The 17,415-nt window shown below is 40.2% G+C and carries 14 protein-coding genes and 1 pseudogene; 4 read left to right on the forward strand and 11 right to left on the reverse strand.

Annotated features, from left to right (window positions below; all coding sequences use genetic code 11):
• Positions 1-306 precede the first annotated feature (306 nt).
• From manA to C9J03_RS02270, 10 genes are all read right to left on the reverse strand, one after another.
• Positions 307-1,506, reverse strand: coding sequence for a mannose-6-phosphate isomerase, class I (gene manA, locus C9J03_RS02225; RefSeq protein ID WP_044623927.1), 1,200 nt, complete (start codon positions 1,504-1,506; stop codon positions 307-309).
• Between the two features lie 33 nt (positions 1,507-1,539).
• Entirely contained in the window at positions 1,540-2,718 is a 1,179-nt protein-coding gene (locus C9J03_RS02230) for a sugar efflux transporter (protein ID WP_044623928.1), read from the reverse strand.
• Between the two features lie 244 nt (positions 2,719-2,962).
• Positions 2,963-4,258: a hypothetical protein gene (locus C9J03_RS26605; RefSeq protein WP_044623929.1), complete on the reverse strand. Its 1,296-nt coding sequence runs from the start codon at positions 4,256-4,258 to the stop codon at positions 2,963-2,965.
• A 10-nt stretch (positions 4,259-4,268) separates the two neighbouring features.
• The gene (locus tag C9J03_RS02240; protein ID WP_044623930.1) at positions 4,269-5,375 is read right to left on the reverse strand and encodes a hypothetical protein; all 1,107 of its coding nucleotides are present in this window, start codon (positions 5,373-5,375) and stop codon (positions 4,269-4,271) included.
• Positions 5,376-5,420: 45 nt separating this feature from the next.
• Complete coding sequence (locus C9J03_RS02245; protein ID WP_044623931.1) at positions 5,421-6,365, reverse strand: DUF1861 family protein; 945 nt, start codon at positions 6,363-6,365, stop codon at positions 5,421-5,423.
• A 19-nt stretch (positions 6,366-6,384) separates the two neighbouring features.
• Positions 6,385-7,404 (reverse strand): glycoside hydrolase family 130 protein, encoded by a 1,020-nt coding sequence (locus tag C9J03_RS02250; protein ID WP_197078611.1) that lies wholly within the window; start codon positions 7,402-7,404, stop codon positions 6,385-6,387.
• A gap of 55 nt (positions 7,405-7,459) precedes the next feature.
• Positions 7,460-9,034: an alpha-amylase family glycosyl hydrolase gene (locus C9J03_RS02255; RefSeq protein ID WP_044624585.1), complete on the reverse strand. Its 1,575-nt coding sequence runs from the start codon at positions 9,032-9,034 to the stop codon at positions 7,460-7,462.
• A gap of 15 nt (positions 9,035-9,049) precedes the next feature.
• Positions 9,050-9,880: a carbohydrate ABC transporter permease gene (locus C9J03_RS02260; RefSeq protein WP_044623932.1), complete on the reverse strand. Its 831-nt coding sequence runs from the start codon at positions 9,878-9,880 to the stop codon at positions 9,050-9,052.
• Positions 9,880-10,767, reverse strand: coding sequence for a carbohydrate ABC transporter permease (locus tag C9J03_RS02265; protein WP_044623933.1), 888 nt, complete (start codon positions 10,765-10,767; stop codon positions 9,880-9,882). The genes C9J03_RS02260 and C9J03_RS02265 overlap by 1 nt, the downstream gene beginning before the upstream one ends.
• An 11-nt stretch (positions 10,768-10,778) precedes the next feature.
• Positions 10,779-12,047 carry an ABC transporter substrate-binding protein gene (locus C9J03_RS02270; protein ID WP_044623934.1) on the reverse strand — a complete coding sequence of 423 codons (1,269 nt, stop codon included), beginning with the start codon at positions 12,045-12,047 and terminating at the stop codon, positions 10,779-10,781.
• A gap of 304 nt (positions 12,048-12,351) precedes the next feature.
• Here C9J03_RS02270 and C9J03_RS02275 point away from each other — a divergent pair, with 304 nt between their 5' ends.
• The 4 genes from C9J03_RS02275 to C9J03_RS02290 all read left to right on the forward strand — a co-directional run bounded on the left by C9J03_RS02275 (position 12,352) and on the right by C9J03_RS02290 (position 16,898).
• The gene (locus C9J03_RS02275) at positions 12,352-13,365 is read left to right on the forward strand and encodes a LacI family DNA-binding transcriptional regulator (protein WP_044623935.1); all 1,014 of its coding nucleotides are present in this window, start codon (positions 12,352-12,354) and stop codon (positions 13,363-13,365) included.
• Positions 13,366-13,400: 35 nt separating this feature from the next.
• Positions 13,401-14,771, forward strand: a complete 1,371-nt coding sequence (locus C9J03_RS02280) for a phosphohexomutase domain-containing protein (protein WP_044624586.1) — start codon at positions 13,401-13,403, stop codon at positions 14,769-14,771.
• A gap of 57 nt (positions 14,772-14,828) precedes the next feature.
• Positions 14,829-15,914 (forward strand): ABC transporter ATP-binding protein, encoded by a 1,086-nt coding sequence (locus tag C9J03_RS02285; protein ID WP_044623936.1) that lies wholly within the window; start codon positions 14,829-14,831, stop codon positions 15,912-15,914.
• An 81-nt stretch (positions 15,915-15,995) separates the two neighbouring features.
• Complete coding sequence (locus C9J03_RS02290) at positions 15,996-16,898, forward strand: ROK family protein (RefSeq protein ID WP_044623937.1); 903 nt, start codon at positions 15,996-15,998, stop codon at positions 16,896-16,898.
• A gap of 108 nt (positions 16,899-17,006) precedes the next feature.
• Here C9J03_RS02290 and C9J03_RS02295 read toward each other — a convergent pair.
• Positions 17,007-17,192: pseudogene (locus C9J03_RS02295) on the reverse strand (ISAs1 family transposase); the annotation flags it as partial.
• Positions 17,193-17,415: the final 223 nt, after the last annotated feature.

Below are 17,415 nucleotides of genomic sequence, written 5' to 3' on the forward strand. Positions count from 1 at the left end.
GATTGAGGTTCTGAGTCAAAACTGGCTGGCATTGGTGCCTCGGCCCACTCCGTTACTGGCTCCTCTGGCGCCAACTGCTGGTGATATAGCTCAAGTTCAATGTATGCTTCAACAATGGGTTTATCTGCAAACCACGCCTTGGCACAATGCCAAGCCTCGCTCGGCTCATCCAAGGCAATAAGGACTCAATTTTTCATGGCACAATAAAGCGGCCTTCACGAAAACCGCTATAAAACTGTCAACTAAAATCAGATTGTCACAGCATGAAAACCAAAGGAAAATAGTTACAAATATTTTAGTTGGAGATTAGTTAAAGGCTCTTGCCAGTTTACCCGCCCCCGAAAAACTATAGGACTCAGCCATATAGTTTATAAATAATGACTCGCCTGGCTTAAGTGTTTCAACTAAGCCTTGAGAGCTAATGGTAATCTGCCCTTCAATGCAGAGTAAAATTTCAGGGCTGCGTACATATTGCTCGCATGGATGGTCTGTTACATTTGCGACTTCAAATCCAAAATCATCAACTGGTATAGGATAGTGAAGCATATTATTTTTATTCAATGGGTTGATGACAATACTATCCGGATTCAGCGGGACAAAGCGGGTGTTCGCAACAAGTTCATCAATATCTATGTACTTAGGAGTTAAACCTGCGCGTAATACATTATCAGAATTAGCCATAATTTCCAGAGCGGTTCCTTGAACATAAGCATGTGGTGTCTCAGCATGTAAGAACATCGCTTCTCCAGGCTGTAATTCAATTGTATTCAAAATTAACGGCGACAATAAACCAACATCACCCGGATAGTATTGGCTAAACTCTTTACTATATTGTAAAACCTCTCGTTCCAACGCCGATGCGGCTTGACGTTCACCAGCGGTATGTAATTCGCTTAACGCCTTTTCTTTTTTCTCCGCGCCCAGCGACATGATTGAAATAAAGAATTGCTTCAAACCATCACTATTTGGGTTGAGTTCAAGTGCATTTATTTCTTCAGACAAAGTAAAGATACGCATTGTTCTAAATAGATGGATGATTTGTTCTACTGGTCGAAAGCCATTCATGGCTCGATAAAAGGTGAGCGCATAAACTAACTCGGGTTTATGGTTTGAATCCTTGTAGTTACGATTAGATGCATTTAGCTCAATACCCGCTGTATTTTCTCGTGTAAATCCTGCCTCAGCGCTTGATTTATTCGGATGAACCTGTATTGAAAGCGGAGTCTCGGCAGCCAAAATTTTGAACAAGAAAGGCAACTGACCAAATCGTTTCGCGGTATAGCTCCCCAAAACAGTCTCTTGATTTTTTTCTATAAAATCAGAAAGCAGCACGCTTGTACCTTTAATTCTTGAGCAACCATTGGGATGAGCGCCCATCCACAACTCAGCTTGAGGCTGTTCTCTCACGTTCTTTATATCAAACAGCTTGGTAAATGAATCTTTGCTTCCCCAAGCATAATTCTGAATAACGTTATCTAATAGGTAGAATGGTTTATCCACTAACATCTTTAAATCTCACTCAATAAATAAACCATCCCATCAAGAATATTGATAGGATGGTTTAACAACGAAACAAAATATACACAGTAGCAATGCAGACAAACTTATTAGTATGAGGGAGAGATAGAAATTTGCGTAGTAGCTTACCAATTGCCCAACAATCCCTACAAATGCCCCTCCAAGCAATGAGCTTATCTGCAATAGATTAGAAAATAGTGTTGAAGCAACCCCCAACTGGTTCTTCATCATATCTTGCATAGCTACCATTCCCAATGCAGCACAAGTCCCGACAAAAATGCCGTTAAACACCTGGGCCAAGACAAAGTAGTGAACCTCTTTCCCAAGCAGCATAAGTGAGAAAAATACTACGCCACTTATTGTCCCTAACAGCATAACTCTTGTTGAACCTATAGCTCTTGCTAACCTACCAGATAATATCATAGCCGGTATTTCAAATAGTGCAGCGACTCCAAATAACACCCCAAACCACTTGTCATCAAGCATTAACTCTTGCGATAGATATAGAGGCATAGTCGTAAGATATAAGCTGTTTGCTGAAAATGCTAAAATAATGACTGAACTATATAGCAGAACATCGAATCTTAATAACGCATTGCGAACATGGCCTACTTGCATAACTGCAACTTCATTTTTTTGGTTACAATTAGGGACACTTTTGTAAGTGATATATATTGCAAGTAGCACAATAAAAGCAGAGATTGAGAAGGTCGCAGCAAACCCAAAGGATGCTTTAACCATGAAAGCTATCGGTGCTCCAAACACCCAAGCAACCGATGTACCTGCACGCATCGTTGCTAGAAACTGCCTACCATCTTTTAAGCATTCATCTCCATACTCTCTAGCAAGTGCGAATAACTGACCAAATCCTGCACCGCTAATACTTCCAAATATTGCGACAATCAATAGAGCTAGGTAGTATTCACGCACTAATGTAAAGCTAAAAACTAAAATAAAATTACTAATTAGAGATATTAATAGTATTCTTTTTCTCTTCCAACCTCTATCTGATCTCCTTGCCATATATTGAGAAACTATCACAGAACAAGAAACAGCAGTAACCATATAAGCTGAAAGCATAATTGGTGTAGCTCCAAGTTCCTCAACAATAAAAAGGCTAGACAACGGACCAAAAAAAGAACCACATAGACCGATAATAAAAGACAATAAAATAAAAACTAATGTAACCCGACGTTCCACATCACTTTCCTAAAAGAGAGGCATATCTGCTATATCGACAAACAACAACCAACCATCTAAACATTGTTAAATTAGTTAGCATTTAAATGATAACACACCATCAACCCGGCCAGCCTTTAATAATAAAACGACCAATTCATCATCTTTAATAAAAAGTCATCCACCATTAACGAGACATGGCACAAAATAAAAAATTAGCCCCTATCTAATCATTGACAGAGGCTAATATAAGTTCATCAGTTAATTATTTATTTCCCAATTTTTCTTCAAGAAGCTTCTTGGCTTCTGGTTCAGATTCAATCATTTGAATTGAAAGCAGTGCCTCAATTGTAGATTCTGCTCCTGCATTTCGATTGTATTTATCTTTTGAATCAATACCATCATATCCACGACCAGTGTTTTTATCATACATTTCAGCAGCTGCTGGGTTTTGTTTAAAGAACCACATTACAAACTCTACTGCTTGTTCAATATAACGTTTATCACGTGAAATTTGATAAGCACGAATATTTGAGTAAATAATAGGTCTTACTGCGTAAGCTATCTGAGCAAACTGATGTTTCTCGATAAACTCGAATTTATCATCTTCTTTTTTAACACTAAACCAATTCAGGTGTTCCTGCTCAAGCAAATATGGGTGGAAATGGTCAAGCTCAATAAATGCTGCTTTAACAAAATCACGCTCTTGCAATGTCATCCCTGCTTCAAGCAATGCATATGCTTGACTGTTTCCGTAACCATGCCATAAATTTTTCCAGCTAAGTAGCACACCATACATTTCAGACTCGACATCATTGATTTGCATGACCATTATTCCTTCTGCCAGCGAACGCATCATGCGCTCAATTTCAGGCTTAGGATTAATTTTATAAGCTCTATCTAGTGCTAGTAGCAAGACTGACGATTGGTCTGATGCTTGATTAGGCAACCAGTCCGCAACTTCTACACCTTGTTCTGTACTCACAGATTGCTCAAAATTAAAATCACTATAAATAACATCGATGGTAGAGAAAATCACCGCCTCCATTTTTTCAGCAAGCGATGCATCGACATCTTTGATGACAGGATAACTTTCAGCTAACGACCATACTCCTCGCCACGTCCACCAGTTTGCTTCTGCCACACTGGTTTTGTAGCTCGTATTTATCGTATTATCTGGGTAAATGAAGTTATTGAAATATCCGTTCTCGTTATGAGTCGCCAACATAAAATTCACTAATGTTTTTAGCTTTTCTAACGACTCATCATCACCATTTGTGCGGTAATTATCAAGATATACCATCGCAGCACGAGCAACGTCATCTACACATGACGTACCTTCTAAAGGATCTTTCACCCACTCATAATCAGGATACTCACTATAAATATGAATAAAGCCCGCCTCAGTACCATCATTCAAACTTCGCAATTCGTATAAATGATTTAAGTGGCCTAAATTAACTAGGGAGGAACTATTAGTCTCTGTAGAAGACATAGCAGGAGAAGCTATCATTGAGCCAGCCAATAAAGCCACTTTAAATATAGAGCTTAATTTTAACATATAATTACCATTAGAAAATAAAGTTAAGACCTAGCATACCGAAATTAGTTATTTGGTCATCGTAACCAGTACTTCCATCAATAACCTTATCACCCTCAGTTCTATAAAAATACTCTGCCATTAAGTAAATTTTATTAGTAATTGGGTAGTTGTAGTTAACAATATATTTTGTACCAACCGCTTCATACGTATTCTGATTAGACGTCAAATTAGTAATTGTTTTATCTTGGTGTTCAATCTTAAAGAACAACCTGTGCTTACCAAGTCCAAGCGAGGCCCACGGGCGGATTTCCGCCTCTACAACTTTTGTTTCATCGCCACCGTCTTTGCGTCGGTCATAGCCTTCTTTGCGGAACAACTCTAAGCCGAGAGTGAGGTTGTCGGAAACACGATAACTGCCATTTAAGACGGCTTCATAGAAATTAAAAGCGTCTGCGCCATTACCTGCGCCATTAGCACTCTTATCTTCGCTTAAAAACTTCACGTCAGTATTGACTGAGAAGTTATCGGTGAACTGATAGCGGTAGTAAGGGCGAATACCGAATCCGTCACCACCAATAAGGTATGCAGTATCAGAGTCACTCGGAGTATCGTAGCCTGACTTTCCAAGGTAAATACCTTCAATCATAAACCAGTGTTTGCCTATGCTTTGGCTATATGCAGGTTGAAGTTCCATTTCAGTAAATCTGACATCATTGACCACACCAGAACCATCGCGACGATCGTTTTCAAAGCTAACTTTCTTCAGAATGTAACCCAGATTAAAACCTGTATCACCGAAGTTCAGGCGTCCCTCGCCAAAAACCTGTTCATGAACAGGGCGCGAGTTGTTGCTCGTACCTTCATTCTTGAAGTGTTCAATCTTATACATTGTTATCCAGTTGCCATGGATAAATGAACGTTCATTGAGGGGTTCGTATTCAACGACAGTAACACCATCCGCTTCAGTGCCTGCTGTAATCACACCTTCATGAGTTGTCTTGCCATTTGTAAGTTTGACTTTACTACCTGGAGCAAGCAGGATTTGCTCTCCAGTCTCATCTGCTTGGTTATTTGCTGCTAGTGCAGCGTTACTCGCTAATGCTAATAGGGTACTAAGCAAGAGTTTTTTCTTCATCCTTTTCTCCAGATATACTCTCGGATTATTTAATAATTCTAAGTGTTATAAAAACGGGTTATTAATCTCTAACCAGTGTGCTTCTGCATCACTGATTCCAGCAAATAGCTTCAACTTTGAGTCGGTTAGATCTCCGTACAGTCCGCCTGAGAAAACCACGTCGATGAGATCTGGTCGCTTGGCTGCTCCGGGAGTAAATAAGTCTCTCTCAGCTATTATTTTTAGATCTGAGTAGGTATGGTTCTTCGAGTTGTACGTGAACACAGAAGGGTAGTAGTGGCGGTCACCTTTATCGTCAAACATCGCGACATGAGAAAGAACGCCAATAATGCCATTGCCTAAATGGTGTGCTTCATTTGCTCCGCCCCAATCATGTTCTTCAAACTGCTCAGTTAGAAGTTTTGCTTGATTAATAGTGGTAGGGGTCAAATTGCTTAATTGATCAATCTCGGTGTAACCAATCGTTCCGCGCCCGCCAACTTCTCCTTGTGGTCGTGTAAATACCGCAATGCGATTCGGCTCAATTTCACATAACCGAATGTCCTTCATGCCCTCAGGGCCTTCAGCAAAACGTGTCAAGTTATCGAGAGCAGTACCACGATAGAACACCGTCTTCCACGTTAATGCTTGAGGATTCTCCGGATGCGGTGCAATCTCAACACCACCAAACACAAGCTCTTGATCGATAAATGTCACAAACGGGTCTTGTAAGACAAATGTAGGCGCACCCTCAAGTAGCACCCAATGTCCATCAACCTTGTGGAAAAAACCAGCGATAGAGTGCTCGGAATCTCGATCTTCAATCCGTCCAGCAATCAAGGTATGGCCATCAAATACAAATGGAGCAGAAATGTTATATACATCTTTGCTTCCTACACCGGAAAACAACAACTTTTCTGTTTTTGCACTGTGGGGTTTGTTTTCTACGAACTCAGCATAGCGCTCAGAAACACTTATCTTACTGGCTGTGAGTTGTTTTGTATGAGTCATAATAGGCCTCTGTTTAACGTTAAACTTTTAGGTGCTGCCAAAGCTTTTCTAATGAAATTTCGGCCAAGGCCATCACTTCATCAGCAGCACCGTAATAGACTTTTAGTGTGTCATCGGAAATAAGAGCTCCACATGTAAAGACGACATTGCCAAAAAAGCCCTCTAGTTCATATGGTGCAGCAGGCTCTAACAAAGGCACGTCAGACTTCGCGAGCACTGTTCTTGGGTCATCGATATCAAGCAGCATCGCTCCTAGACAGTAACGTTGAGATAAATCAACACCATGATAAATCTGCAGCCAACCTTTGTTGGTTTTTAGCATCGGAGCCCCGCCCCCAAGTTTCAGCTTGTCCCACTCATCGCTGGATGCGCCGAGTAGATGATGATGCCTCCCCCAATGGATCATATCTGGAGAAGTACTTAACCAAATTTCTGGACGCCCCAAATGCTTTGGTGCTGGACGATGGATCGCGACGTACTGACCGTCCACTTTCTCTGGAAAAAAACAGACGTCGCGATTGTCCGGACAGAAAATGATCGCTTTACGCTCAACACTGACAAAGTCATCAGTAACAGCTAATGCTGTGGTAATGCCAAGCGAAGACACTGCTGAATAGTTAATGTAGTACTTACCTTCGACCGGTGTGATTCGAGGGTCCTCACAACCGAAAGCCTCATACTTGGTCTCTGGGAACAAAAACGGTTGCTCCTCAATGTCAAAATCAACCCCATTGTGACTACGAGCCAATCTCAGGTGAGATAAGGATGTCAAATACTTCTCAGACGGGTCACTTTTAGATACGACCATTCTTGTATCAGTAAAATCGTATTCATTATCATCGTATGAAAATGTTTTGTGCGTCAGTGTCCACTGACCATCGACTTCCTCAAGTAGGGGGACGACCACAAGAGACATGTCTGTGGTAATTACACTCTCTGCGACTCGAAGCAACATAATGTATTCATCTTTATGCTTCACCACGCCAGCATTAAACACGCACTCAACTTTGTACTCAGGAGAAGTCGGTTTGACATCCATAGGAGTCACCAGTGGATTTTTTTGATGCCTTATCATTACCATTACTGATACCTTATTATAACTTAAATATTACAAACTCATTTTTATCTAAATGATCAAAATCTTTACCAAAAATAACTTCTGCTCCTAAAGGTATCGCTACTAGCCTTGCTTTGTTGGAGAAATTAATATAAATACCTACCAATGACTCTTCGTAATGACGAAGGATATATACTAAATCATCATCCGTAGTAATTTCTTTATATTCTCCTTTCCTAAGTACGACATTATTCTTTCTTAAATCAATAAGTGAACGATAATGCTGATATAGTCCCTCTTTATTTTTCATCTCATCTCTGGCATTTACATTGAACTCATTTGATTTTCCGTAAAGCCAGGGTCTGTGCGTTGAGAAGCCTCCGAATTCACTATCATCCCAACGTATTGGATAGCGAGACTTATCCCTCGATTTTTCAATGGCAATCTTTAGAGCATCATCTTTATCCATACCGGCATCAATAGATTCTTTATAATGAGTAAGCCCCTGAACGTCATGAATATCTTCTAAGCTATCTGGCAAATAGTCAGGGAATCCAAACTCCTCGCCTTGATAAATAAATGGAATACCTTTTGCTGACAACTGCAATACAGAAATCGCTTTTGCACGTTGAACATCTCGAACGTCTTCACCAAAACGGCTGATCATTCTAGGCATATCATGACTAGAGAAGAACAAGGTCGCTAAACCACTTTGTTTCTCTTCCATCAACTTTATCTGGTTCATCATTTCAGATACATCAAAAGTCTCTAGAGAACCAAGGTTAAAATTAAATACGACATCTAACCCCGAATTATTTCTGTAGTCTGCTAGCTTATCAACGTTATCACTACCGACTTCCCCAACGACAAAGTAATCGCCTTTCTGGTGAATATAAGTAGCGATATCATTGATTGCTTCATGTATTCCAGGTTGATCTATATCGTTGGTATGCTCTTGCTTATTATTTTTATCACAAGGGTTATCTTCACAAATTCCTTTAGTGGATAAAAAGTTAATCACATCCAATCGAAATCCATCAACACCTCGATTAATCCAAAAGTCGAATATCTTTTTTGCCTCTTCAATTACTCGAGGGTTGGTCCAGTTCAAATCAACCTGTTTTGGTGAGAACTTATGATAATAGAACTGCTCACCGACTCCATTAACTTCACTTTCATGTGTCCAAGCAGATCCACCAAAGAAAGACTCCCAATTATTGGGTTCATCAGCAAAGAAAAAGTAGTCACGGTAGTGGCTTTTTGGATCGCCTTTTGCGCAAGTAAACCAAGGGTGCTCAGAAGACACATGATTAAGCACGATATCAACAATGACCTTGATCCCTCGCGCGTGAGCTTGCTCGACAAAGAAATCAAAATCATCAAGGCTTCCAAATTTTGGATCTACATTGCAATGGTCTGAAACATCATAACCATTATCAACCATCGGCGATGGATAAAAGGGTGTGATCCAAATACCTTCTGCACCAAGACCCTGTAGATAATCCAACTTTGCTGTCAGACCGAGAAAATCACCCATCCCATCGCCGTTGCCATCACAGAAACTTGGCATATATACCTGATAGAATGTGCTTTCTGACCACCAAGAACTCATCACTACAACTCCCAATTACTTCAATGACAGTGACATTCCTTGAAGGAAATGCTTCCGAAACAGAATAAACAACATAAGTAGAGGCATTGTCTGAATAACAGAGCCTGCCATTACAGGGCCAATATACACACCATAGGATTTGCTAAATGATGCTAAGAGTACTGAAAGAGGCATTTTTTCAGCATCTTGCATTACAATTAGTGGCCATAAGAAGTTATCCCACGCACCAGTAAATGTGAATAATGCCACAATCGCAATAATTGATTTATTTAATGGCATCATTATCTGAGTAATGACTTGCCATAAATTAGCTCTATCTAGCTTTGCCGCAAATATGTAGTCATTTGGAGTACCTTTGAAGCTTTGTGACATCATGAATATACCCCAACCACTCATAACGAATGGAAGGATCATAGCGCCATAAGTATCAATCATTCCCAGCTCTTTGATTAAGACATACTGAGGAAGTATGAACATAAAGGCAGGGAAAACCATTTGAAAGATAAGAAACCCTCTGAACGCTTCCTGTCCTTTGAATTTCAATTTTGCTAACGAGAATGCAATATACATCGACGTAATTACAACCGATGCAGTGATTGTTAATGAAACAAATAACGAGTTGAACATCGTTCTCAAGAATGGTCGATCCGCTCTATCCGATGTATCAAACAAAAAAGCATAATTATCAAGAGATAGATTACCTCCAAATAAACTCGTTGTATACACTTCAGACGATGGTTTTAAAGATGCCATGAACATCCAGACATACGGGTATAACCATGAAAGTGCCAACCCAATCATCAAAAAATGAGCAATTAAACTGCCAAACGTAATTCTATTATTCATCACACAATCTCAACGTTTCGCTCAAAAAGCTTTCTAATTAACCAAATTAGACCAAAACTAATCACGGCAACGAATATAGACATCGTGGCAGCCCAAGATGGCTCCATTCTCATAAATGCAGCTTCATACATTACAACCATTGGTGTTGTTGTACTGCCCAAAGGCCCCCCGCCAGTAATTAGGTAGGGTTCTGTAAATATACCAAACGCTACAGTCATCGCGAGAACAAGGACCATGATAATTTGAGCATTCATCATTGGCAGTGTTATCTTAAACAACCTCTTAAGAGGGCTTGTTTTATCTAGCTCTGCTGCTGAATATATTTCTTTTGGTATGGCTGATAAACCTGAATAGAAAATCAGACCATAATAACCAACAAACTTCCATGTGACGATTAGCGCAATAGAAAGCATGGCAAAATCAGCGTTCGTCAACCAAGGAATTGTAAAACCAAAAACACTATCTAAAAACCCATTCACAGGACCATTTTGGCTGAATATCTTCGAGAAAACGATAGAGTACGCTACACCAGATGATACATTGGCGAGCAGAAAGCTTAATGCTACGAATGACTTTCCATATCTAAGTTTACTTAACCCATAAGCAAATAGCAGAGACGATATTAATACAATCGGAAGATAGTAAGCTAAGAACCGAATAACATTCCACATTGCCTGCCAAAAAAGTGGATCTTGAACAACATCAAAAAAGTTATTCAAACCATTAAAGCTTGGCGTACCAATAAACCTCCAATCAGAAAAAGAAAGTATGATTAGCCAAATAACAGGATACAGCCAGAAGATTGCAGAGAATCCTAAGTAGCTGGAGGCCAACAAGCCTCCTATATGAGAATCCTTCAGTTTAAATTTTGATAAAAATGTATTCATTAGGCACTCAATTATTGACGAATTGAATTAACTTCTTTTTCTAATCCGCTTAGACCACCTTCAACATCCGTTTTATTGAAGATTATTTTCTCAATCATGTTTGTCATTGCTCGTTGCACTTCTACAGTCTTGGACGTGAATGCTGTCGGCTGACTCAAAGAAACTTGTTCCGCATAGCCTGCCGCCAAAGGGTTAGCTTTAAAGTATTCCTTAAAAATATCGAGTTCCATTAGATCACCGCGCGCAGGGGGCATGCCCGTTAACTCTAACCAACGCTTATCAAATTTCTCATTGTTGTAAACCCAGTTGATAAATTCCCACGCTTCCTCTTTTACATCAGAGGATTTAAACATGACCATGCCCTTTCCATCAGCAAGCGTATTTGGATTATCTCGGCCATCTTTTGTTAACATTGGACCAATCTTGATATTCTTTATGACATCTGGATATTGTGTTTGGAATCTACCAATATCCCAAGGCCCTCTAACAGCTCCAACAACCTCACCAGTGACTAACGGTGCTGATTCGCCAAAGTCATAACTTGCCCAACCATTAGTAAACATCGTATCAATAAATGTTAGGACATCTTTTGCTGCTTCTTCATCTATATCGAGTTGATTTTTAGCATTTAAGTAATTTTTACCGTCACTGGCTGCGTAGTACATAGTGATAAAGTCAAACCAACGGTCCCACCAGTTCCTTCCTGCAGCAACTTGCATTGGGTAGCGCTTATTTTTGACGGAATAGGCTTTTGCTAGCTTATATACATCATCATATGTTCGTGGGACATCAGTAAAACCGTACTCTTCTAAGATGTCGCTTCGCCACCAATAAACCACAGGGCTCATGTAGAGAGGAAATACGAGCTGCTTACCATCGAGCTGCCATCCATTCATTATCTCACTCATATTACGACCACTTATAAGATCCTGATATCCATCAAATTTCGATAAGTCAACCAATTGATCTAATTCATTTAATTGTGCGGCAAAGCCAGAAAAAATGTTCTCTGTAATATCAGGTTCTGTACCCGCAGCTAAGGCATTCATAATGGCTTCTTCTGAGCTTCCCGTCGCAGGAATGGTCGTGAACTCCACAGGTAGACCTTGCCCGCTTGCATTCCACTCAGTAACAACCTCAGACCAAAACGCCTCTTGTGTTTCATTCGGAGCTATCCACATTTTAATTGATTGTGGATCACTAGTATCGCCACCACATCCCGTTAGAATCGCAGCAGCAACTCCACCTAAAACCCAGGAACTCAATGTCTTCGCTTTCATGAACCTGCCCTTTCAATAAATTCAAATTTAACTAAAGCTTATGCTCAAGCAGCCACCCCAGCACAAGATGTGAAGGAATTTACCACCACAATTCTCAGTTTAACGTTAAACTGGTCACAAAAAAAATCAGGTTTAACGATAAACAAAAAAAGCGAGATCAAAGTCAAAAATCTCCATTTTACTGGTGATTTTTTCTTGTTTACCCTTAAACTAACCCTGTAATTTAGATGATACCTAAAATAGACAGCGCGTATTTAGGCGTACTTGTAGTTTAAGAAGATAAGCACACACGAATGGAAGTACGATGAAAAGTAAAGTGACTCTGAAATCAATTGCCCAAGCATTAAACGTCACACATACAACGGTCTCAAATGCTTATAACAGACCAGAAAAATTATCTTTAGAGCTTAAAGAAAGAATTCTCACTTATGCTAAATCCGTTGGTTATGACGGACCAAACGCTGCTGCTAGATTCCTACAGACAGGGAAAAGCGGCACTATTGGTGTTATTTTCAACCAAGAAATGAGTTACGCATTCTCAGACCCACACGCTACTCGACTGTTCAGGGGGATTTCAGAAGTATGCCAAGAACATGGGCTGAATTTATTACTTTTACCTCTATCTTCGAATGAACAAATCCTCAATGTAATGGTCGACGGTTATATTTTTAATGCTACTTTTAAGAATGATCCAATCATTGAGAAAATAATAAACAAAGCCCCTCCTGTTGTGACCATTGACCTTGATTTGCCTGGATTTGGTTCAGTAAGCATCAACAACAAGCAAGCCGCATATGAGATAGCGCAGTATGTCTTCAGTAAAGGACACAAAGAGGTAGCCGTTCTTACTTTTCCTTTCTCACGTAACCCAAAAGGCTTGGTTAAACTATTCGACCATATTCAAGGGGATAATCAAGTGTCGCTCGATCGCCTATGTGGTGTACGTGATGCACACGTAGATGCAGGGTTGGATCCTAATAAGTCCGTAGTTTACGAGGTTCCTGACAACATGACAGGAAATGAAGCTGCAAAAAAGATACTAGAAGAACACCCAAACACAACAGCACTAATTTGCTTCTCTGACAAGTTAGCAGTAGAGGCATTAAGGTATTGTAAGAGTCGTGGCATAAAAATCCCCGAAGAAATATCCATTACCGGATTCGATAATATTCCCATGAGCGGTGATAAAGATATATGCCTCACTACAGTTAATCAAAGTGCAGTGCAAATTGGCCGCCTCGCCACATTAAATCTTATTAATGGGAAGAGAGACAAGATAACAGTCGAACATGATCTAGTCATTCGCGCAACAAGCTGAAGATTTTGCCAACAATACTTTTAATTTGGAACTGTATTATGAATTTAACATGTTTTAAAGCCTACGATATTCGTGGACAAATTGGTGAGGAACTTAACGAAGATGTTTTTTATCGCGTAGGAAGAGCCTTTGCTACTTACACAGGTGCTAAAAAAGTTGCCGTTGGAGGCGATATTCGACTAACTAGCGAGTCATTTAAACGTGCTCTATCTCTTGGCCTAACAGAGTCAGGATGTGATGTTATCGACCTTGGTATGACGGGCACTGAAGAAGTTTATTTCGCCGTACGTCACTTGGAGCTCGATGGCGGAATTGAAATCACAGCAAGCCACAATCCCATTGACTACAACGGTATGAAAATCGTTGTTGAAGATGCAAAACCAATGAGCAACGATAGCGGTCTTCTCGCAGTGAAAGCATTAGCGGAAAAAAACCTGTTTGAAGAACTACCGAACTCAAAACACGGCAAAGTTCACAAAGTCAGCAATCGAAACGCATACGTTGACCACCTATTGAACTACATAGATCTAAACAGTCTTCGTCCAATGAAAGTTGTTGTTAATGCCGGAAACGGGGCGGCAGGTCCTACACTAGACGCCATTGACACAGAACTCAAAAAACACGATGTACCGATTGAATTCATTCGCGTCAATCACGAGCCTGATGGTCAGTTCCCAAATGGTATCCCAAATCCTTTGCTGCCGGAAAATCGCAGTGACACCCGGCAAGCCGTTCTAGATAACAAGGCTGACTTTGGTATCGCATGGGATGGTGATTTTGATCGCTGTTTCCTCTTTGACGAAAAAGGAGAGTTTATTGAAGGGTACTACATTGTTGGCTTGCTTGCAGAAGCATTTCTAACTCAAAGCTCTGAGGTGGAAACGATTATTCATGATCCTCGTCTGTATTGGAATACTGAAAGTATTGTAGAAAAATGTGGCGGTGTTTCCGTTCAATCTAAAACGGGGCACGCCTTCATAAAAGAACGCATGCGAGCTGAAAATGCTATTTACGGTGGCGAAATGAGTGCTCATCATTATTTCCGTGACTTTGGATATTGTGATAGTGGTATGATTCCTTGGCTCTTGGTCACTGAACTACTATCAATAAAGCAAAAAACACTCTCAGATGTAGTCGCCGATAGTATCAAGAAATTCCCTTCTTCTGGTGAAATAAACATAAAACTTGATAACCCTGCTGAAGCAATTAGCATTATCAAACAAAAATACACTCAATTTGCAACTCACATAGAAAATGTGGATGGCCTAAGTATGACGTTCGATACATGGCGATTTAATCTTCGTAGCTCCAATACAGAACCCGTAGTGCGCCTAAATGTAGAATCAAAAGATGATATCAAGCTTATGGAAAAGCAAACGAAAGAACTTTTGTCTTTATTACAGTAATAGTGATTAAGTCAAAACGTGAAATGGAAACTTAATTCATAAGATTAGAGAGAAAACATGGCAAAAGTCATACTTAACGATGTTTGCAAGACATACGATAAAACACAAACAATTCACGACGTTAAACTAGATATTGAAAGTGGTGAATTTCTTGTACTTGTTGGCCCGTCAGGGTGTGGTAAGTCAACCTTACTACGAATGATTGCTGGCCTTGAAGATGTTTCATCAGGTAGAGTGCATATTGATGCTAGAGATGTCACTGATGTCAACGCATCAGAACGTGAAATTTCAATGGTATTTCAATCATATGCGCTATACCCCCATATGACTGTCAAAGAAAATTTAGCGTTCGGTCTAAAAAATATCAAAATGCCGACAGCGGAAATTGAGTCAAGAATTAGCGAGGCTGCTGACATATTACAGCTTTCTGAGCTATTAAATCGTAGACCTCAGAACTTGTCCGGAGGCCAACGCCAACGTGTTGCAATTGGTCGCTCCATCGTTCAAAACCCCAAAGTATTCCTGTTTGACGAGCCGTTATCAAACTTAGATGCGGCCCTTAGAGTGCAGATGAGGCAAGAGCTAAGCAAACTGCATAGTAAGCTCAAGAGTACAATGATTTATGTTACTCATGATCAAGTCGAGGCAATGACGCTTGCAGATAGAATCGTCATACTGCGCGCTGGAAAAATTGAACAAATTGGAACACCTTTAGAGGTCTATAATCAACCTGCGAATACTTTTGTCGCCGAGTTTATGGGAGCACCCAAAATCAATCTCCTAACGGCAGTAGCAGAAAAATCTTCTGAAGGCTTTGACTTGGTATTTGAAGGTCAATCTCGTCTGTCTATAGCAGGGTCACTTAGCCACCTCCCCCCAGACAATAAAGTAACGTTAGGTATTCGACCTGAGCATATATCCATCAAAGCTCCATCAAATGAAAAAACGGCAATGCAAGCCACTGTGACTTATTCCGAGTTGCTTGGAGACTCTACCATCGTATATCTAAACTATGCAGGTCAAGAAATTCGAGTCAAGCTTGCATCACAAGAGCAGCTATCAGTAGGAGATATATTCGATCTTGAAATTGATAGTAAATACTTGAACTGTTTTGTTAATAACATGCGAGTTGATATTCAATAACAACTGCAAATTTGTTAGGGCTATGAGTTAATTTATTTTGTTAGTTCTAGCCCTACTTCATACACAATAATAGGATTAATAATGTTAGTTGGACTAGATATTGGTGGAACCAAGATCGAAGGTGTAGCCCTCAATAACACAGATCATAATATTACAGCACGATACCGTGTAGCTACTGATAAATCCAGTTACGATTGCTTCTTAAACTCAGTCTCCAATGTGATTGAGAAGCTTAAAGCCCATGGAGATATAGACTCTCTTGGGATAGGATGCTGTGGTTCCGTTGGGTTGGATGGACTAATGCAAGGTGCAAACATTGCGGTATTAAATGGCCGGAATTTTTTAGAGGATCTTAGAAACCTTTTCGACCATCCAGTACATATTGCAAATGATGCCGACTGCTTTGCCCTTTCTGAGTTCAGCACTGGCGCAGCAAAGCATACAAATAATTCATGCGTTGCCCTCATCATTGGAACAGGTTGTGGCGCAGGCATTATACTTAATGGTGGACTAGTCACTGGTTTAAACAACTTAGGTGGCGAACTAGGGCATAACCCATTACCACATTTTCAACCAAACCAAGATGGGCAAGTCTTCACTTGTTATTGTGGCTCAAAAAATTGTATTGAATCTTTTGTCTCTGGCACTGGATATTCTAGGACATTCTCTGAGAAATACTTTAGTGCAAGCTGTGAAGAGATCATGCAACTATATCGAGACGGAAACAAGCAAGCAATTGATCACTTTGAACTATACTGCGATCAACTCGCTCGTGTATGTGGCTCCATCGTAAACATGGTCGACCCTGAGGTCATCGTACTTGGAGGGGGGATGTCAAATGTCAATGAAATATACCCCCGAGTGAATGCGAAGCTTATTCAGTATACATTCTCTAAGCAAGTGCGAACTCAGATTGTTAAGAACCAAAATGGTGATTCTTCCGGAGTGATTGGTGCCGCTTTACTACCATTAAAAAATATGTGATCGTCATGTAAATCAAATTTTATGATTCGTAAATATCTAAACTTTAACCTTAGCCATATTAATTCTGACTAGATCAGACACTTCAATTTGAAAAGAAGAGAGTTACCCACTCTTTTTGTTCGGTTTTAGCTGTCCTAACACGAGCTTGTTTGATGAAACATAAGCACTAGTCATATGAATGGTACTCGCGCTGTCTTCACGACTTTATGAGCTTCGAAGCGTTTTACCCTCTATAGCAACAACTTGACCTTCGGTAAGAGTATGTACCGATGACATCCAGTTGACGAAGCACTGTGCCCGTCCCAAAGATCGCCCCCGCTGCCATTTACGCCGAGGTCAACAACTGCTATCCGTAGAAGACCAAGTTCAAGTTCGACCTCAGCCTAGTTGCCGGGGTGCGTTCGAGTGTAGCGGGATCTTTTTTATGGTGAGGCAGAAATAATGACAGCCGTATTAAATAAATATTATTAACGACTTCCTACTACAGCACATTCTCATATATTAAAACCAGGTTCCC

It is taken from the genome of Photobacterium gaetbulicola, from assembly GCF_003025515.1.
In the GTDB taxonomy this organism is placed as follows: Bacteria; Pseudomonadota; Gammaproteobacteria; order Enterobacterales; family Vibrionaceae; genus Photobacterium; species Photobacterium gaetbulicola.